The organism is Arthrobacter pascens, assembly GCF_030816475.1.
GTDB lineage: Bacteria > Actinomycetota > Actinomycetes > Actinomycetales > Micrococcaceae > Arthrobacter > Arthrobacter pascens_B.
Genome location: NZ_JAUSXF010000001.1, coordinates 3,972,765 through 3,991,599 on the forward strand (window position 1 = coordinate 3,972,765; position 18,835 = coordinate 3,991,599).

Consider the following 18,835-nt stretch of genomic DNA (forward strand, 5'->3'; position numbering starts at 1 on the left):
AGTGCCTGAGTGCCTGAGTGTCTCTCAGGGTAGTCTGTGGTCATGGTGCGTGGTCTTGCCAACATCGGGGCTGAGAGCGTCTTGCTCGTCGGAGCAGGTCGAGCCATTTTGATGCAGATCGCGAATCCTGCTGTAGGCCACGGCGTGGCCGAGCACAGCAGGTTCGCCGAGGATCCCCTCGACAGGCTTCAGGCAACGATGACCTACGTTTATGCAGTGGTTTACGGCACAGAGGAGCAGCGGGCCGCCGCCCGTCGCAGGGTCAATCGCGCCCATGCTCCGGTTCGACGTGAGGCGGATTCAGGCTCCCAGGGATATAGCGCCTTCGACGCGCAGTCGCAGCTCTGGGTCGTTGCGACCCTGTATGACACTGCCGTGACTGTCTACGAAAGAATCTATGGCGAGCTGGACGAGGAGACAGCTGACCGCGTGTATCAGGACTACGCGCGAATCGGGACGACTCTGCAGGTCCCACCGCAACTATGGCCGGCCGACCGTGCTGCCTTCGCGGCATACTGGGCCGAGTCCCTTCAAATGCTTGAGACTGACGCCGTGACGCTGAGCGTTGCCCGGAATCTGCTTCATCCCCCGAGCGGGCCTCTCTGGCTTCGCCTGATCATGCCGCCAGCCCGTTTCATCACCGCGGGACTGCTGCCCGACGAGCTGCGTGAGGGCTTTGGATTGCGATGGAGCTCGCGTCACCGCCGCCATTTTGACCGCACCATGCGCACGGTCGGGATGGTCTACCGTCCGCTGCCGCAGCGGGTCCGGCACTGGTTCAAGAACTACTACCTCGCTCAGCTTGAGAGAGCCTAAGCTTCACTCCAACACCATCCCCGCCATTCACGAGAAGGGCACAAAGATGAGCGATCCCGGCAACAGGCCAACACCTCCGCCCGGCTGGCATCCCGATCCGGCAGGGTCAGGACGGCTCCGCTGGTGGGATGGCGTCAGGTGGACAGATCAGGTCAGTGGACCATATTCGCCGGGACATCCGCCCGGACAGCAAATGCCCGGCTATCCCTACCCGCCCGTCCTCGAGCGGCCCCGGATCAGCCCCGAAACGCCGGTCTACAACCCGATGATCTGGATCATCACACTTCTGCCGCTGCTCTCGTTGGTCCCCTTGCTTGTCTGGAATCCGCAGTTCCGCATCATCTACATCGGCGGCCGGGGCAGACCCACCGTGGATCCCGCCTCGGTCTTCACGCCGGAGTATTTACTGCTCGTGTTTTCCGGATTCCTCGTATACGGCGTCTCGGTGCTGCTGGCTTATTTCGACAGAGAGCGGCTCAAGCGCGACGGCGTGGTCAGGCCGTTCCATTGGGCTTGGAGCTTCCTCAGCGGCACGGTGTATGTCATTGGCCGCTCAGTGATTGTCCATAAAGTTGCACCGGGACGCGGGCTGGTGCCCATCTGGATACTGATCGGAGTCATTGTTCTCTCCATCGTCGTGTCGACTATCAAAATGTCCGCGCTGATGTCGTCGATGATGTCGTCCATTCCGAGCTGAGCAAGCCGAATTCGGCTTCGGGACCAGCCTGCAGGCTCTCCTCGCCTAACGGGGCACGTTATTGATGCTCCTATAGCTGTCAATGTTCGTTGAGCCAGTGTTCGTAGCGTTGGTGGAAGAGGTCGTCGCGGGTGTGCCCCCGTTCGAGCCGGGACAGTGCGGAGGGCCAGACGTGGAGGTTGTCCGCTGCGGCCTGGAGGGTGATGTTCTTGGTTTTGCGCAGTGCCCGGAGGGCTCCTGCGTCCGGTGCCGGTTGCGGATGGAGGAGCTGGTTATAGATTTCACGGGCGATGTAGCGTTTGAGGCAGCGCATGATTTCCTTGGTGCTTTTGCCTTCGCCCCGCCGTCTGACGACATATGTTTTCGTGCGGGTGTCGCTCATCATCCGGACCAGAGCGACGTGGTGGACGGCTTTGTTGGCCTGCCGGTCGCCGCCGCGGCTGAGCCGGTGCCGGCTGGTCTTTCCTGAGGATGCGGGGATCGGTGCAACGCCGACGAGGGCCGCGAATTGGGCTTCGGTCCCGACCCGTTCGGGGTTGTCTCCCACGGTGACCAGCAGCTGGCTGGCCACGTCTGTGCCAACCCCGTGCAGGTCACGGAGCATGGGTGCGTGGATGGTGAGGATCGCGTCGAGTTCGGCATCGATCAGCGCCAATTCCTGATGCAGTGCCCGGTAGCGGACCGCGAGGCGTTTGAGCGCGGTGGCGGTGGCGTTTAAAAGGTTCTGATATGTCCCCTGCCGGGCGGGTCTTCTCCAGCGCGGCCATCATCGCGGCGCTGGTCAGGCCACGGTATTTGGCGCGCAGCGCCTCGGGGGCGGAGACGAGGAAGCTCTGGACCTGGTTCATGACCGCGACCCGCGCCCGCATCGCCGTGGACCTCTCGGCCCGCAGGACGCGCAGGGCTTCCACGGCTCCGTCCCGGGCTTTGGGTGTGGCGGTGCCTCGGCCGGCCAACGCGGACTCGGCGGCCTGGTAGGCATCCAGCGGATCCGACTTCCCTTTCAGCCGGCGCCCCTGCCGGTTTGGGCGCATGACCTCCAAGACCTCGATGCCCTCTTTGGTCAGGACACGGGAGAGCTCGGCGCCGTAGCTGCCGGTGCCTTCGACTCCGGCGGCGAGGACCTGTCCGAAGCCGGTGATGAACGCGATAATCTTTTGGTAGCCGGACCCAACGGCCAGGAATTCCTTATCGGCGACATGGACGCCGGTTTCGGTGATGACGGCGACGTGATGCGTATCGGCGTGGGTGTCGATCCCGACGATGACTTTCCGGTGCTCGTTTGCCATGATGAAACTGGCCCTACCTTCCGTTGCGTGCGGTGGGACATAAAGGGCACGCCGGCCGGGTGGGCAGACAAAGACGGTAATGGGATTCCACTGAACAGGCTCCTATGAGGTCATGTCCACCTGGCCGCCGCGTTTTACTGCAGCTGTGCTGCGGCGGACAGATCATTTAGAAGACAAACCCTTCGGGCGTCAGTCGTACCCAGAGTCACACCGCAACACAGCCACTTCCATCATTACCGTCGTACCCCTTTGGCAGAGTATTCCTTATGGAAGCCATGGGGGATCAGCTTGCTGGGTACGGCGGTACAACCGCTTTGCTGACGCGTGCTTCCGGTGGCTTTGAGCATTCTTCGGCGTCCGACGGCGGTTCAGGCACCAGAACGTTCGACGGCGGTTCAGCGGCCGGCAGTCCGGCCCGGCTTCGCGCCGTGCCGGTGGTGGAGGCTGTCCCGCTTGTGCAGGCGGTCGCGCTCGTGCACGCCGCCGCCGTCGCCACAGCTGATGATCTGGCAATGGCCGATTATGTCCAGGCTGCGGATTTCGCCGGGCTTGTCGAGGAACTCTCCCGGACCGTTGACTACTTCCAGGTCCTCGCCGCCGGCGCCGTGGACCGCACCCGGACCCGGGCGATCGCGGCCGCCAGCACCCGGCATACGCACACAGCGGCCAACACGACCGGCCGAGACGGCGGGACCTGCCCGGTCGCCGAGACCAACGCGGAATGGCCGGCCACCGAAAGCAACCTCAGGCCCGTGCCGAACTCCCCGGCCGATGACGGATGCAGGAATACCGCCGAATTCCTGCGCATCAGGCTCCGGATCGGCATCACCGAAGCCCGACGCCGCCTACGCCTGGCCCAACAGACCCTGCCCGCCACCACCCTCACCGGAAACACCACACCCCCAGCCCTGGAACGCCTCGCCGCAGCACTCACCCCCACGGGTCACTGGCTCTCCGACAGCAGCGTAGATCACCCCAACCTCATGATCGAAGCCACCGCCCCCGCTGTCTCCTCCCGGGCCGGGACCATCATCAGCACCACCCTGGACCGCCTCCAACACCACACCACCACCGAAACCCTCACCCGGATCGAAGAACACCTCACCCGCACCGCCGCGACCGCCGACCCCGACTTCCTCATCCGCGTCGCCCGCCGCTGGGCCGACACCATCGACGCCGACGGCACCGAACCCAACGAAGAAGCCCTCCGCCACACCCAAGGCGCCTTCATCCGCAAACCCCGCCACGGCCTCCACCACCTCGAAATCTTCGCCACCACCGACCAATACGAACACCTCCTCACCGTCATGAACACCGCCACCAACCCCCGCACCCACACAGAACCAACCACCGCAGGCACAGGCACAGGGACCGGGACAGACGGCAACGCAAGCCCCGCACACGACCGGCAGGAAGCCGGGCCCGACCTGGACCAGCGGACCAGATCCCAGAAACAACTCGACGGCATCATCACCGCCATCAAAGCCGCACTCACCACCAACACCCTGCCCACCACCGGCGGCAACCGCCCCCAAATCCTCGCCACCATCAACTACCAAGACCTCCTCCCCCACCCCAACCACACCCCGCCAGGCAGGGGTACGGACACACGCACAGGCCCAGATACGGGTGCGGGTACAGGCACCGGGAACTTCACCTTCACCGGACCCGTCGCCGCCACCACCCTGCGCAAAACCGCCTGCGACGCCGACATCATCCCCGCACTCCTGGGCACCCACAGCGAAATCCTGGACCTCGGCCGCGCCACCCGCCTCTTCACACCCACCCAACGCCTCGCCCTCACCGCCCGCGACCAAGGCTGCACCTTCCCCCAATGCACCATCCCCGCCCCCTGGTGCGAAGCCCACCACATCACCTACTGGTCCCACCAAGGACCCACCAACACCGACAACGGCACCCTCCTCTGCCCACACCACCACCACCTCATCCACAAAGAACAATGGACCATCCAAATCCAAACCGGCATCCCCTGGTTCATCCCCCCACCCCACATCGACCCCACCCAAAAACCCCAACAAAACCACTACTTCAAACCCCCAACACCCCACGAATAACGCGGGCGGCGAACAACGGGGCAGCGAATAGAAGGGGCCGCGCCTGGCAGGTCCGCCCCCGATAACCCTTCAGGGGCGCGAGGCACATCCTCCGCCCCGGGATGGTGGGCACAGAGTTCAGGCTGGGTACAGAGTCTTGGTCGGGTACTGCTGCAACCGTCGAGAACAGCTACTAACTGGGCCCAGCACAGCTACAAACACCTGGGCCCATAGGTGTAGGCCGGGCACAGCTGCAAACAGTTCCAGCACAACGGTGCGGGTGGGCACAGCTGCAAACAGTTCCAGCACAACGGTGCGGGTGGGCACAGCAGTAGGGGCTGCGCAGAGCAGCATTGATTGTGCGGAGCAGATGAGTAGAGGCTTTAGGATTCCGCGCAAGGAAGGGTAGGTCCGGCCGCACAAACGGCCATCTTCAGCAGGAGGGTCAGAGCTTAGGTGGCCTGTGCACGCAGACCAATAACCACAGTGCCGTCCAGCTCCTCGGAGTGGACGATCCTGATCGAAAACCCGGCAGCAGCCATGATCGAGGCCGTTCCCTCCGCCTGCCGTTCGCTGGTTTCGATGAGCAAATATCCACCGGGAGCAAGCCAGTCAGGAGCGCCTGCAGCGATCCGCCGGTGGAAAGTAAGACCGTCCGCGCCGCCGTCGAGCGATATACGGGACTCGTGCTCCCGGGCTTCATGGGGCATCATGCTGATCGCTTCAGTGGGGACGTAAGGCGCATTGACCGCCAGAAGTCCCACCTTGCCCAGGAGTCGCGGAGGCAGCGGCTCATAGAGGTCTCCCTCGTACACCTGCCCTCCGGCCTCGTCCACGTTCCTGCGCGCGCACTTAACTGCTATCGGATCGATATCCGCAGCATGCAGTTCGATCCCGCCAACCCGCCGGGCCAGGGCAGCACCTACTGCGCCGGACCCGCAACAAAGGTCCACCACGACGTGTGCCAATGGACGGCGGCCGCCAGGGTTCCCCCGCAGGAGTGCGGCAGCCTCGTCGACCACTAGCTCTGTCCGGCGGCGCGGAACGAACACCCCGGAGTCAACAGCAACCCGAAGTCCGCCGAAATCTGCCCAGCCAATGATGTGCTCAAGAGGGTAGCCGGCAACCCGGCGTTCAAGGAATCCCAGGAGTTCGGCAGGATCGGCCGCGGAGTCCAAAAGGAGGTGCGCCTCGTCTTCGGCGAAGACACAGCCCGCGGCACGAAGACTGGCAACCGTGTCGGAAAATACGGTGCTGGAAAATACGCTTGCGGAAAATACGGCGTTCGTAGAGTTGGAACGCAATTCAGGAGTTGGCACGGGACCGCCTTTCGGTGAGCCGATGGGAACTCCTCGCGTCACCCGGGCCTGACGGCCCTCTGGCAGGATGCGGGAGTACCGGGAACTGATCGAGCAGTGATGGGACCCACCTCCTTCTGCCATAGCTGGAAAACTCCATGCTAGTCGAAGCCCCAATCCGAACGCGCGGACGCATTCATTGGCAGGATAGGAGCCATGACATCCTCTGAACAGCACCAACTGATCTGGACGGGCACCTACACGCCGGACGGCGGTGGTCGGGCGGAGGGGATCGGCGCAATCTCGTCGGCTCCGGACGGGACGCTGACATGGCTGGGCACAGCGGTGAAGGCCAGTTCGCCGTCGTTCGTTGCGGTGCACCCTACTTTACCCGTGGTTTACGGGGTGGGCGAGCAGGCCCAGACGGTCCAGGCTTATCGCCGGGCCGGTGAATTCGGTCTGGAAGCGCTGGGAGATGCAGAGAACGCCGGCGAGGCTGCATGCCACGTCGCGGTGGATCCGCTGGCCCGCTTCATCACCGTGGCCTGCTGGGGAGACGGCCAGGTTTTGCTTTACGAGCTGGACCACGACGGCGGGATGACAGGTCGGTTCCCGGCCGCGCCCTCGGTTGATCCGCACGGCAGCATGAGCCCCGGCGCTCCCCGGCAAAGCCGCGCCCACGCCAGCCTGATGCTGTCCGACGGGCGGGTCATGACCAGCGATCTGGGCCATGACACGCTGCGGGTCTGGCGATATGCCCCAGGGGCAGGGCTCATTGCGGACCATGAGGTGGCTCTCCCGTTCGGCAGCGGCCCACGCCATCTGGTGCAGCATGCCAGCGGGAGCGTTTTTGTGGTCTCCGAATACTCGGTCGAAGTCTTCGTGGTCAGGCCGGAGGCCGGGACCTTCGAGCTGATCAGCCGCGGTACGGCAACTTCCGGTGGCAGCGGTCCGGACGATTCGGCCGCGGAGATCTGCCTGAGCCAGGACGGGAACCACGCCTACGTCGGAATACGGGGCTCCAACCTCATCAGCGTCCTCCATGCATCCCCTGACGGCACTGCACTCTCGCCGATAAAGGACTTTCCCAGCGGAGGCGACTGGCCCCGCCACCACCTGGTCCGCGGCCAATGGCTCCATGTGGCGCATGAGCGTTCGGATGACATTGCCACGTTCGGTTTGGACCCGGCCAGCGGGCTACTCGGACCCCTGGTTCAGACTCTCCGCACCCCGTCGCCCACGGCCCTGGTGCTTGCCGGCTAGCTCTCCGCGGGGTTTACTCAAAAGACTGGAGAAATTAGCTGCAAGCGCTTACTGTTGTGACCTGGTTCACAGCCCGCCGCTCTTGAAACGCTGCCGGCCAGTACCTGCACAGCAAAGCCGCTACCAGGAAGGTCTCTCCTGCCGTGAATTCCCGCACCCCTCGAGGCGCTACCCCACGCCTCAAATCCTCGCCGCAAGCCCGCGCATCCCAGGTCCACAAGTCACGTTGGCGGACCGGAACCGGCCTCCTGGCAACCGCTGTCGCCGTCTCAGTGGCGGTATTGCCTGCCCAGGCCGCACCCCGTCCCAAAACCCCCCGGACCGCCGTCGGCTTCCCACTCCCTTCGCAGCCCCGTAACAGACGAGAACTTCTACTTTGTGATGGCAGACCGCTTCAGCAACGGGAACACGTCCAACGACGACGGCGGTTTAGGCCCTGATCCCATGGTGTCCGGGTTCGACCCCACCAGGAAGGGCTTCTATAACGGGGGCGATCTGTCCGGCCTGCTGGACAGAATCGACTACATCCAGGGCCTGGGTACCACCTCCATCTGGCTGACCCCGAGCTTCAAGAACAAGGCGGTGCAGCCCGAGGACAAATCGGCCGGTTACCACGGCTACTGGGTCACGGACTTCACCCAAATCGATCCCCACCTGGGCTCGAACGAGGAACTCAAAGCCCTCATCGATAAGGCTCACTCCCGCGGCATGAAGGTGTACTTCGACATCATCACCAACCACACGGCCGATGTGATCGGCTATCAGGAAGGCGCCCGGAAGCCGTACGTCTCCAAAGATGCCGATCCCTACAAAACGGCCGCCGGCAAAAACTTCGATGACCGGGATTTCGCCGGATCCGAGGATTTCCCCGCATTGGACGCCGCATCATCCTTTCCCTACGTTCCCCTCCTCGATCCGGGCGAAGAGAACCTGAAGGTCCCGGCCTGGCTGAATGACCCGACGCTGTACCACAACCGCGGCGACACCACCTTCGTGGGCGAGGACTCCTCATACGGCGACTTCTTCGGCCTGGACGACCTCTTCACGGAACAGCCCAAGGTGGTGGCCGGAATGGAGGATATCTACAAATCATGGATCAGGGACTTCGGAGTGGACGGCTTCCGCATCGACACCATGAAGCATGTAAACAATGAATTCTGGCAGGCCTTCGGACCCGACGTCCTGGGCTACGCCAAAGAACTGGGCAAGGACGAGTTCTTTATGTTCGGCGAAGTTTTTGACACCAGCAAGAGCTTCACGTCCCAATTCACCACACGGAACCAGATGCAGGCAGTCCTGGACTTCCCGTTCCAGGACGCCGCCCGCGGCTTCGCCTCCAAGGGCCAGGACACCCGCTCCCTGGCGTCCTTCTTTGCCGGTGACGACTGGTACACCGACGCCGATTCGAACGTCTACCAGCTGCCCACCTTCCTGGGGAACCACGACATGGGCCGCATCGGCAGCTTTATCGCGGCGGACAACCCCGGAGCAACCGACGCAGAGAAGGTGGCCCGCGACCAGCTGGCCCACGAACTGATGTACTTCTCACGCGGGAATCCCGTGGTCTACTACGGCGATGAACAGGGCTTCACCGGACCCGGCGGAGACCAGGACGCCCGGCAGACGCTCTTCGCAAGCAAGGTGCCGGAGTACCTCGACGACGACCTTCTGGGCACGGACGCCACGCACGCCGTCGACAATTTCAACCCTGGCCACCCGCTGTACGGGAAGATCAGTGAGCTCGCCGCCCTGACGAAGGAACACCCCGCACTGCGCGACGGCGCCCACCAGCACCGCTATGCCACGGAGGGCCCCGGCATCTACGCCTTCTCCCGGACCGGCGCTGAGGACCAGCGCGAGTACGTGGTTGCCCTGAACAACAGCGAACAGGAGCAGGCAGCCGAGATTCCGACGTACATCGAGAAGCGCAACTACACGCTCATCTATGGTGAGGGAGCCGGCGAAATCAAAACGTCCGATGAGGGCACCCTCGCCGTCAGCGTTCCTCCGCTTTCCGCGGTGGTGTATGAATCATCAGGCCGCATCCCGCGCTCCCCGGCGGCGCCCGCCGTCGTCCTCCAGGAACCTGTCCCTGCCGCCGAAGACAACGGCCGGGTCCAGGTGAAGGCCGACGTCGGAGGCAGTTCGTTCTACGAGGTCACCTTCGAGGCGAAGACAGCAGAAGGCAGCTGGCAGCCGATCGGCACAGACGACACCGCCCCGTACCAGGTGTTCCACGACGTCGCAGCCCTGGATCCCGGCACGTCGCTGGAATACCGCGCCACCGTCCTGGATAACGGTGGCCACACGGCTACCAGCTTGTCCCGGGCGGCCGTTGTACCGGCGCCGATACTGACCCTGCAGAAACCTGTTGAGGGCAGCAGTGTTGAAGGTTCGGTGGAGCTCAGCGCCACCGCAGATCCCGAGAAAGCCAGCCACACAGTGTCCTTTGAACGCAGCGTGGACGGCGGCCGATGGACGGCCGTTGGCTCCGACGATTCATCCCCCGTGTACTCCGTGAGGGATGATTTGTCGCCCCTGGACCTCCCGGACGGTACCAAGGTGCAGTACCGCGCCATCATGAGCGGCACCGGGTTCAACGTGACCAGCGAACCGCGGAGCGTGACAGTCGGCGAGGCGCCGCAGCCCCATTCGGTGACCGTTGCCGGGACCCTCAATACGAACATGGGCTGCGCTGGGTGGGATCCGGCGTGCCCGAAGGCCATGATGGCACTGGACCCGGCGGACGATATCTGGCGGCTCACCGTGGATCTGCCCGCTGGCCAGTACTCCTACAAGGCCGCATTGAACGGCGGCTGGGATGAGAACTACGGGGCAAATGGCGTGCCCAACGGAGATAACCTGGTGCTGGACCATCCAGGAGGACCGGTCACCTTCCGGTACGACAACACCTCGCACCTGGTGACCGCCGTCTACCCTTCCCAACAGCCGCAGGCCGTAGCAGTTGCCGGAAGCCTGGGGGTGCCGCTTGGCTGCACCGCGGACTGGCTGCCTGACTGCGATGAGGCGCAGCTGGCGCTTGATCCGGCGGACCTGGTGTGGAAGCTGTCCGTGCCGGACCTGGAGGCCGGGACGTACGAATTCAAGGCCGCACTGGACCGCTCCTGGAACGTCAACTACGGAGCTGACGGCGTACCCAACGGCGCCAACATCTCCTTCATCCACGACGGCGGTCCGGTCACGTTCCGGTATGACCATGTCACCCACCTCATAACCGCCCGCTAACAGGCAACACGGGGTCACTTGTTGCCCATCCTGAGGCCCAGGACGGGCCAAAAGTGACCCCGCGTTGTGTGGCTCCGAGGCCTGTGGGCGCCGAGGCCTGGAGTCGCCTAGCGCCGGACCGGGTGGCCGAGGCCTTCGATGAGCCTGGCAACGGCGTCCTCTGCGGTAGTCGGCGGGCCGAAGACCTCCCGCTGGCGTGTGGTGTCCGCGACGTAGCCGCCGGTCTTGAACCAATCGATCATCGCGGATAGGTCCTTAACCATCGGATTGACCCGTCCCAACAATGCCCCGGCGGCGTGGAGGACGCCGGCGGGGACGGACCGCACCTTGACGCGCTCTCCCAGGAGCCGTCCCGAAATGTCTGCGATGTCCTGCATGGACAGGGGCCGGTCCATGCCGATGTCCACCCGCTGCCCTTCCACTCCGGGTGCATCCACAGCAGCGGAAAGGTAGCCGGCGAGGTCAGCCGTCAGCACAAAAGTCAGGGGAACCCTGGCGGACCCGAACCACATGAACCTGTGTTTGCTGAACGGATCGCCGCCGAACCGGGTGACCTGGTCCAGGAAAGCGCCGGGGCGCAGTGCCACAAAGGGGACGCCCAGCTCTTGCAGCCGGTCTTCGGTGAGCTTCTTGTGCCAGAAGTGCGGTACCTGCGGGGTCTGGTCGCAGGTCAGGATGCTGGTGAGCACAAACCTGCGGATCCCGGCGCGGCTCGCCGCCTCCACCAGGTTGACGTTTCCCACGGTGTCGATCTCGGGGCTGTCACCCTTGCGGTGCCTCGTGTAACCGGCCGCCGACGTGATGACGGCATCGGCCCCCTCCATGGCACGTAGCAGCGAATCGGGGTCCATCATGTCACCCCGGGCAATTGCGGCCCCTGCGGCCTCGAGGCGTGTGGCATCCGAACCCGGCCGCACCAGCGCACGCACCTGTTTTCCGCGGCCCAGCAGTTCGGTAACCACTTGGCCACCCAGCATCCCGGTTCCGCCAACCACGAGCACAGGTCCTTCATTCATGATCCGGTCCTTTCCCGCCTACCTACATTTAGCTGCCCAAAGCTTCCTGCACCGCCGCCAGCAGCGAGTTGAAACGCGGGTTGGCAGGAAGGTCCTCCAGGAAGACGGGCTTGCCGTCCGGACCAGCCAGCGGCACCTGCCAGTTGGGATAGAGCGCCCCGGTAGTGCCGGGCTGGTTCTGCACGCGCCGCTCGCCCACCGCATCAACCAGGGCGACTCCCAGCAGGACCGACGGCGACTGGGCGAGCAAACGGTGTAGCGCCTCTATGGTGCGCTCCTCGCTGCCCTGGCTCTCAAAGAGAGCATTGCCGCCGTCGGGCAGCAGCCCGCGCTCCCGCAGCAGGCCCAGCATTTTCTCCAAGGTGGCCGTATGCTCTGCACGCTCATCCTCCTCGGACCGCTCCAGCAGGCCGAGGCGGCTGCGCAGCGCCACGTGGTCGCCGGCGAGATAGCCGGCGGTGGGCGGGAGGTCGTGGGTGTTAACGCTGGCGAGCGCCTGCTGACGGTACCTTTCAGGCGGGAGGGGCGAATCGCCGTCGTTCTCGAACCACAGGATGGAGGTGCCCAGGATGCCCCGGGCGGCAAGGTAGTCACGTACCCACGGCTCAAAGGTGCCAAGGTCCTCGCCGATCACCACGGCGCCGGCGCGCTGCGCCTCAAGAGCCAGGATGCCAATCAAGGCCTCATGGTCGTAGCGGACGTAGGCGCCGTCGCGGGGGGAGTTGCCCGCGGGCACCCACCACAGCCGGAACAAACCCAGAACGTGGTCCACGCGGATGCCGCCAGCGTGCCGGAGCACCGTGGACAGCATGTTCCGGAAGGGAGCGTAACCGGCCTCAGCCAGCCGGCCCGGATGCCAGGGCGGCTGGTTCCAGTCCTGGCCCAGCTGGTTGTACATATCCGGCGGTGCACCCACGCTGATGCCGGGGGCGAGCACCGGCCGGAGGGTCCAGGCGTCCGCGCTGCTCAGGTCCACACCCACGGCGAGGTCGTGCACCACACCCAGCCTCATACCCGCCCGGCGCGCAGCCCGCTGGGCATTCTCAAGCTGTTCGTCGCAGATCCACTGCAGCCAGCGGTGGAAGCCGATGCGGTCCGCGAGCCTCTCCCGCAAGGACTCGGCCTCGGCCGATCCCAGGGCACGGCCCGGATCGGTCCAGAGGGGATCCTCGGGCCCCAAGTCCTCTCGAATGGCTGACCAGAGGGCAAAATCATCCAACCCGGAGCCGGAGATCCGGCAGAAATCGTCGAACGCCGCCTGCCGCGAAGGCGACCGCCTGGCGTGATAGAGGAGCTCTAAAGCCTGGAGCTTGGCGGCATAAACGGTATCGCGGTCCAGCCGGTCGCCGTTCCGGTTCAAGCCCTGGGCCTGCTCTACCAGCGTGTCCACGGTGGCCCGCCTGCGTGGCTTCAGGTAGGCCAGTTCAGGAATGTCCTCCACCCGGATGTAGAGCGGGTTGAAGAAGCGCCGCGTGGACGGCGAATAAGGCGAGGGTTGGACGGGTGGCACAGGCTCGGCCGCGTGCAGCGGGTTGACCAGGACATAATCGGCGCCCCGGGCGCCACTCAGCGTGGCCAGATCCGCCAGGTCCGCGAAGTCGCCGATTCCCCATGACCGCTTGGACCGCACGGAATAAAGCTGGGTGGCCAGGCCCCAGCCGCGGCGTTCCGCCAGGGGTTGGGCGGTGGTCAGTCGTGCGGGCACCACCACCAGCGTTCCCTGCGCCGAAATCCCCTCCGACTCTGCATGCAGGGTGTGCCAGCCAAGAGGCAGCCCCTGGGGCAAGGCGAACGTCGCCCGGCCGGTAGGCATCCCGTCAACGTCCTGCGGCGGCACCCAGACATCCTGCTGGACTGCCTCCAGCGGCTGTTCCGGACCCGTGCCGTGCTCCAGTACAACGCTCAGCCGTGCAGTCGCCCCGTCGCGGACATGGACGGGAACCAGAGCGGGTTCACCTTCCTGAACCACGACGGCGGGAGGCAGCATCCGCCGCCAGGGCGCCAGTTCCGCTTCGGCGAGGGCTGCTTCGATGAGCTGATCAGTATGGGCCGGGACACCAAGGGCGGCAAGCACCTTGATCAAGGTCTCCTCGGCAACGCTGTGCGGCAGGCCATCCCAGCCTTGGAATATGGTGCCCACGCCATGCGCATCGGCCAGCCGCCGGAGCAGATTCTGGTCAACGGACCCCTGACCTGCCGCGTCGACGACCCCGGGGGAAATCACCGGTGTGTCTGAAGATTTCGCTTGCTGCTGGTCTGGAGCCTTCATGGATGTCCGCCTCGTCCGGTCTGATGGGCCTGAACCTACACTGCTGCCTGTTGTTGCCGGAGACCTTGCGGGCCCCCGACCACACTGCTGGTTCCGATTATTGCAGGGCCACCGGGGGTCTGATCCAGTCCGATGACCTGTCTTGAAGGACCACCCCTTTGGCGCTCCTGCAATGACAACGTTGTCCATCAGGTTGTCAGTTAGTCCCCCAGCTTGTCAGTGAGGCGGTGTGGCACTCAGTCGACCGGCTGGAGCCAGGTCAGGACTGAGCCGTCCCCTTCGATGTGGTCCGCGAGTTCTCCATTGAACCTCGCACCGTAGTCTGCGCTGATGTGCTCCTGGAAAGCTGTGTCGTTTTCGTAAACCTCGAAGACGAAGTATTCCCGCGGGTTCGTTTCCCGCGTGTAGGGGAGGAAGAGCTGGTTGCCGGGTTCACGGCGCACGTGCTCGGTCAATTCGCGCATCATCTCCGCAACCCGGGCTTCGCTGCCGGGCTTGACGGTGAATTCTGCATAGAGCGTTTTGGTCATGGTATTTCCCCTCGTTGCTGGTTGGGCCGGCTGGCCCGGGCTCGTTAGTTGTTGAAAATTGCGGTGGTCGAAAATATCGATGGTTGAGGATCTTGGTGGTGAAGATTTTTTTCTGCTTGAAAATTCCAGTCGGAAGCCCTTCTCAGGAAACCGGCGGAAGCTCCCCTGAGCCGCGCTGGATTAGTTCTGACGGAACGATGTACGTGCGCGCCGGGCTGGAGTCGCCGTCGATCCTTGCCAGCAGCCGCTCCGCGGCGAGCTTCCCGATCCGCTCAGGATGCTGGGCGATAACAGTGATCCCCGGGTCCATCATGTCCGCCAGCGTGAAGTCGTCAAAGCCCACCAATGCCACGCGGCGGCTGGCTCCGAGCTGCTTCAGGGCTCGCATGGCGCCGAACGTAATGAGGTTCTGGCTGGAGAAGATCGCCGACGGCGGATCCTCGGACGTGAGCAGCTCAAGGGCCGCCAGGCAGGATGACTCCTCGTTATGGAGGCCTTCGCGTACGGGGACCGTGGACGTAGCGACCCCCGCCCTGCCAAGTTCCTCCATAAAGCCGCGCCGGCGCTCACGGGCTGTCTGGATATCGGTGCGGTCGCCCAAGTAGGCAAGTTTTGTGTGCCCGTGGGCTATGAGGTGCTCCGCGGCCCTGGCCGCCCCGACCGCATTGTCCGTCACCACGGCGTCCGCCTCGATGCCCACAGGCTCGCGGTCAATGAACACCATGGGCAGATCCCGCGAGTGCTCCGGGATGACGTAGGACTGGCTCTTGGCAATGGGGGTAAGAACCAATCCGTCCACCCGCCGGCCAAGGAAGGCGGCAACCAGGGATTTTTCGCGTTCGGGGTCATCGTCCAGGCTGGCGGCAAAGACAGCAATGCCGCGTGCTGTGAGCGTGTCTTCCAGGGCCCGGTGGATTTCACTACTGAACGGGTTGGCCACACTCGGCAACAGGAGCCCGATCGACAGGGTCTGGCGACCGGCGCGCCTTAGGCTACCGGCGGCCATGTCCAGCTGGTAGTTGAGCTGCTGCGAGGCGCCCAGGACCCGCTGTCGCGTGGACTCGGAGACGCCCGGTTCGTCGTTCATGACGCGGGAAACCGTCTTGATGCCCACTCCAGCGAGGGCAGCGACATGGCGCATAGTGGGCCGGCTCTTCCCGGGATCCGCTTGGTAACGATTAGACATCGTTGTCATAACTTCGTCCTTTATCTTCGAATTTACGTTGACTCTACCCTGTGATGCTGGTTACATGATGACTGACATCGTTGTCAGGCACGGGAGTGCCACGATAAACAGGAGATTCAATGTTGACTTCCAAAGCCCCCCGCACCATCGCCAAGCGGCTGCTCGCCGTGGGCGCCGTCCTGACCCTTGGCTCCCTCAGCCTGACTGCCTGCGGCGGAAGTTCCGGCCCCAGCTCCACCGGCAACGCAACATCAGGCGAGAAGGTGGGCGTGTCGCTCATCGTCAAAACCACCGCCAACCCGTTCTTCGTTTCCATGCAGGATGGCGCCAAGAAGGCTGCAGCGTCCGAGGGCGTGGACCTCAAGCTCGCGGCCGGCAAGGCTGACGGCGACGAGGACACCCAGATCCAGGCCATCGAAAACGCCATCTCCAAGGGCGACAAGGGCATCCTGATCACACCGAACGGTCCGTCCGTGGTGGACGCACTGAAGAAGGCCAAGGACGCCGGCCTGTTCGTGATCGCCCTCGACACCCCGCCGGACCCCGCAGACGCCGCGGACATCACCTTCGCTACCGACAACTTCGCGGCAGGACAGCTGATCGGCAAATGGACCGCCACCCAGCTTGCCGGCAAGAAGGCCACCATCGCCCTGCTCGACCTGTTTGACGACAAGGTGGTCTCCGTCGACTACAACCGCGACCAGGGCTTCCTGACCGGGCTGGGCATCGACACCGCCGATAAGAAGAAGAACGGCGACGAGGCCAAGACCGGCAAGTACACGGGCGGCAAGGGCGGCGACTACGAGATCGTGGGCAGCCAGGCCTCCCAGGGCGCCGAGGACGGCGGCCGTACAGGCATGGAAACCCTGCTGTCCAAGAACCCCAACATCAACGTTGTGTACACCATCAACGAACCGGCAGCGGCAGGCGCGTATGAAGCCCTGAAGTCAGCCGGCAAGGAAAAGGACGTCCTGATCGTATCGGTGGACGGCGGCTGCGCCGGCGTCAACAACGTGAAGTCCGGCGTCATCGGCGCCACCGCCCAGCAGTACCCGGTCAAGATGGCAGAACTCGGCGTCAAGGCCATCGTTGACCTGGCCAAGACCGGCAAGAAGCCGGCCAACTCCGAAGGCCTCGACTTCTTCAACACCGGGGTCGAACTTGTCACCGACAAGCCGGCCGACGGCGTCAAGAGCATCACCACCTCTGAAGCCAGCCAGATCTGCTGGGGCAAGTAGAAACCGACCGAAGAAACCCGGGAGTAACCGTGACCCAGCAACAGACCGCAGGCCCGCCCGCAGCAGGGCATGCCGACCTGGCCGAGGAATTCCTCGACCGCCAGACACCGCTTAGCCGCATCCGGAACGTCCTGCACCGCTACCCGGCGCTGAGTCCCGCCATCGTGCTGCTCATCGCAGTCGTGGTGTTCGGGGTCCTCAACGACAGGTTCCTGCGGGTTGAGAACCTCTCACTGATCACCCAGCAGGTGTCCGTCGTGGGCACCCTGGCCATCGCTCAGACGCTCATCATCCTCACCGCCGGCATCGACCTGTCCGTTGGCGCGGTCATGATCCTTGCCTCCATGGTGGTGGCGCAGCTGTCCGTCGGCAATGGCATCCCCGGGCCGCTGGCACTCATCCTCGGCCTCGTGGTGGGGCTTGGCGCCGGGGCACTGAACGGTTTCCTGGTCACCAGGTTCCGGCTGCCACCGTTTATCGTCACGTTGGGAACCCTGAATATCTTCGTCGCCCTGACGCTGCTCTATTCGGGCGGGTCAACGGTACGCGGGTCCAGCATGCCGGGGCTGTTGACCTGGATGGGCAGCACCTTCCCGATTGGACCGGTGCGCATCTCCACCGGCGTCGTCATGATGCTCCTGCTGTACATTGCCATGGCGTTCATCCTCGGCAAGACGGCCTGGGGCAGGCACGTCTACGCAGTGGGTGACGACAAGGAAGCCGCCCGCCTGGCCGGCATCGCGGTCAACCGCGTCCTGATGAGCGTGTACCTGACGGCAGGAGCGGTGCTGGCGATCGGTGCCTGGATCCAGATCGGGCGGACGAACGCTGCCAGCCCCAACGCCGGCGTGGATCTGAACCTGGACTCCATCACCGCCGTCGTGATTGGCGGAACAAGCCTCTTCGGCGGCCGCGGCTCCATCTGGGGCTCGCTCCTCGGTGCGCTGATTGTGGGCGTGTTCCGAAACGGACTCTCCCTCGCCGGGCTGGATGTGCTCTACCAGACCCTCGCGGTCGGCGTCCTCATCATCCTCGCTGTGTCCATCGACCAGTGGATCCGAAAGGTGAAATCATGACCGCCACGCACGCTGAACCGGCCGGAACCGGGCTTGGCCAGCCCATCCTGCAAGCACGGAACCTCGTCAAGACCTTCGGCCGCGTCGTGGGCCTGGATGGTGTCAGCCTGGACCTCTACCCGGGCGAAGTCCTGGCAATCATCGGGGATAACGGCGCTGGAAAGTCCACCCTGATCAAGTGCCTCACCGGGGCCGAGATCCCGGACTCCGGCGAGCTGATGGTGTCAGGCCAGCAGGTGCACTTCAAACGGCCACAGGACGCCCGGCTGCATGGGATCGAAACGGTGTACCAGAACCTTGCCGTCTCACCGGCCCTGGACGTTGCTTCCAACCTCTTCCTTGGCAGGGAGGAACGGCTTGCCGGGCCGATGGGCAAGATCTTCCGTGTCCTTGACACGAAAGGGATGCGCCGCAAGGCCAAGGATGAGCTGAACCGGCTCGGGATCTCCACGCTCCAGGATGTGACAGTGCCTGTGGAGAACCTCTCCGGCGGCCAGCGGCAGGCCGTCGCCGTGGCGCGCGCCGCGGCTTTCGGCTCCAAGGTGGTTGTGCTCGACGAGCCGACGGCAGCGCTCGGCGTCCGGGAATCGAACCAGGTCCTTCAACTGGTCCGGGACCTCCGGGACCAGGGGCTGCCCGTCATCCTGATCAGCCACAACATGCCGCATGTGTTTGATGTTGCGGACAGGATCCATATCCAGCGCCTGGGCAAGTGCGCGGCAACGATCACGCCGGAATCGCACTCAATGACCGATGCGGTGGCCATCATGACCGGTGCCGCCACAGCCTGACCGGCTCCTTGTAAGAACTCTCCCTCCCGATGCCGTCCGCGGGCCTGCAGCAGGCCCGCGGACGGC

General features: G+C 64.4%; 14 protein-coding genes and 2 pseudogenes. 9 read left to right on the plus strand and 7 right to left on the minus strand.

Annotated elements, in window-relative coordinates; translation table 11 throughout:
- The first annotated feature begins 42 nt into the window (after window positions 1-42).
- The 3 genes and pseudogenes from QFZ40_RS18240 (at window position 43) to QFZ40_RS18250 (ending at window position 1,513) form a co-directional block, all read left to right on the plus strand.
- The gene (locus QFZ40_RS18240) at window positions 43-816 is read left to right on the plus strand and encodes an oxygenase MpaB family protein (RefSeq protein ID WP_306906088.1); all 774 of its coding nucleotides are present in this window, start codon (window positions 43-45) and stop codon (window positions 814-816) included.
- Window positions 817-862: 46 nt separating this feature from the next.
- Window positions 863-973: pseudogene (locus tag QFZ40_RS18245) on the plus strand (DUF2510 domain-containing protein); the annotation flags it as partial.
- A gap of 36 nt (window positions 974-1,009) precedes the next feature.
- Window positions 1,010-1,513, plus strand: coding sequence for a hypothetical protein (locus QFZ40_RS18250; RefSeq protein WP_306907018.1), 504 nt, complete (start codon window positions 1,010-1,012; stop codon window positions 1,511-1,513).
- A gap of 79 nt (window positions 1,514-1,592) precedes the next feature.
- On the opposite strand, the gene QFZ40_RS18255 is transcribed toward QFZ40_RS18250, so the two are convergent.
- Both QFZ40_RS18255 and QFZ40_RS18260 read right to left on the minus strand, forming a co-directional pair.
- Window positions 1,593-2,168 (minus strand): transposase, encoded by a 576-nt coding sequence (locus QFZ40_RS18255; protein ID WP_306906089.1) that lies wholly within the window; start codon window positions 2,166-2,168, stop codon window positions 1,593-1,595.
- Entirely contained in the window at window positions 2,107-2,802 is a 696-nt protein-coding gene (locus QFZ40_RS18260; protein ID WP_306906090.1) for an IS110 family transposase, read from the minus strand. Before QFZ40_RS18260 ends, QFZ40_RS18255 begins: the two co-directional genes overlap by 62 nt.
- Window positions 2,803-3,068: 266 nt before the next feature.
- On the opposite strand from QFZ40_RS18260, the gene QFZ40_RS18265 reads away from it, so the two are divergent.
- A complete protein-coding gene (locus tag QFZ40_RS18265) occupies window positions 3,069-4,877 on the plus strand; it encodes an HNH endonuclease signature motif containing protein (protein WP_306906091.1) in 1,809 nt (602 codons plus the stop codon).
- A 431-nt stretch (window positions 4,878-5,308) separates the two neighbouring features.
- Here QFZ40_RS18265 and QFZ40_RS18270 read toward each other — a convergent pair whose 3' ends face one another.
- Window positions 5,309-6,175, minus strand: coding sequence for a putative protein N(5)-glutamine methyltransferase (locus QFZ40_RS18270; protein ID WP_306906092.1), 867 nt, complete (start codon window positions 6,173-6,175; stop codon window positions 5,309-5,311).
- Between the two features lie 195 nt (window positions 6,176-6,370).
- Here QFZ40_RS18270 and QFZ40_RS18275 point away from each other — a divergent pair, with 195 nt between their 5' ends.
- Window positions 6,371-7,417 (plus strand): lactonase family protein, encoded by a 1,047-nt coding sequence (locus QFZ40_RS18275; RefSeq protein WP_306906093.1) that lies wholly within the window; start codon window positions 6,371-6,373, stop codon window positions 7,415-7,417.
- A 272-nt stretch (window positions 7,418-7,689) separates the two neighbouring features.
- A pseudogene (locus QFZ40_RS18280) lies at window positions 7,690-10,663 on the plus strand (alpha-amylase family glycosyl hydrolase).
- Between the two features lie 107 nt (window positions 10,664-10,770).
- On the opposite strand, the gene QFZ40_RS18285 reads toward QFZ40_RS18280, so the two are convergent.
- From QFZ40_RS18285 to QFZ40_RS18300, 4 genes are all read right to left on the minus strand, one after another.
- Window positions 10,771-11,679, minus strand: coding sequence for an SDR family oxidoreductase (locus QFZ40_RS18285; protein ID WP_306906095.1), 909 nt, complete (start codon window positions 11,677-11,679; stop codon window positions 10,771-10,773).
- Window positions 11,680-11,707: 28 nt separating this feature from the next.
- Window positions 11,708-13,948, minus strand: a complete 2,241-nt coding sequence (malQ, locus tag QFZ40_RS18290) for a 4-alpha-glucanotransferase (RefSeq protein ID WP_306906096.1) — start codon at window positions 13,946-13,948, stop codon at window positions 11,708-11,710.
- Window positions 13,949-14,184: 236 nt separating this feature from the next.
- Window positions 14,185-14,478 (minus strand): putative quinol monooxygenase, encoded by a 294-nt coding sequence (locus QFZ40_RS18295; RefSeq protein WP_306906097.1) that lies wholly within the window; start codon window positions 14,476-14,478, stop codon window positions 14,185-14,187.
- A gap of 142 nt (window positions 14,479-14,620) precedes the next feature.
- Window positions 14,621-15,619 carry a LacI family DNA-binding transcriptional regulator gene (locus tag QFZ40_RS18300; protein WP_306906991.1) on the minus strand — a complete coding sequence of 333 codons (999 nt, stop codon included), beginning with the start codon at window positions 15,617-15,619 and terminating at the stop codon, window positions 14,621-14,623.
- 164 nt (window positions 15,620-15,783) lie between these two features.
- On the opposite strand from QFZ40_RS18300, the gene QFZ40_RS18305 reads away from it, so the two are divergent.
- The 3 genes from QFZ40_RS18305 to QFZ40_RS18315 are packed head-to-tail and all read left to right on the plus strand — an operon-like array spanning window position 15,784 to window position 18,769.
- Window positions 15,784-16,902 (plus strand): substrate-binding domain-containing protein, encoded by a 1,119-nt coding sequence (locus tag QFZ40_RS18305; protein ID WP_306906099.1) that lies wholly within the window; start codon window positions 15,784-15,786, stop codon window positions 16,900-16,902.
- A 29-nt stretch (window positions 16,903-16,931) separates the two neighbouring features.
- Window positions 16,932-17,978, plus strand: a complete 1,047-nt coding sequence (locus QFZ40_RS18310; RefSeq protein ID WP_306906101.1) for an ABC transporter permease — start codon at window positions 16,932-16,934, stop codon at window positions 17,976-17,978.
- On the plus strand, window positions 17,975-18,769 hold the full coding sequence (locus tag QFZ40_RS18315; protein ID WP_306906102.1) for an ATP-binding cassette domain-containing protein: 795 nt from the start codon (window positions 17,975-17,977) through the stop codon (window positions 18,767-18,769). Before QFZ40_RS18310 ends, QFZ40_RS18315 begins: the two co-directional genes overlap by 4 nt.
- Window positions 18,770-18,835: the final 66 nt, after the last annotated feature.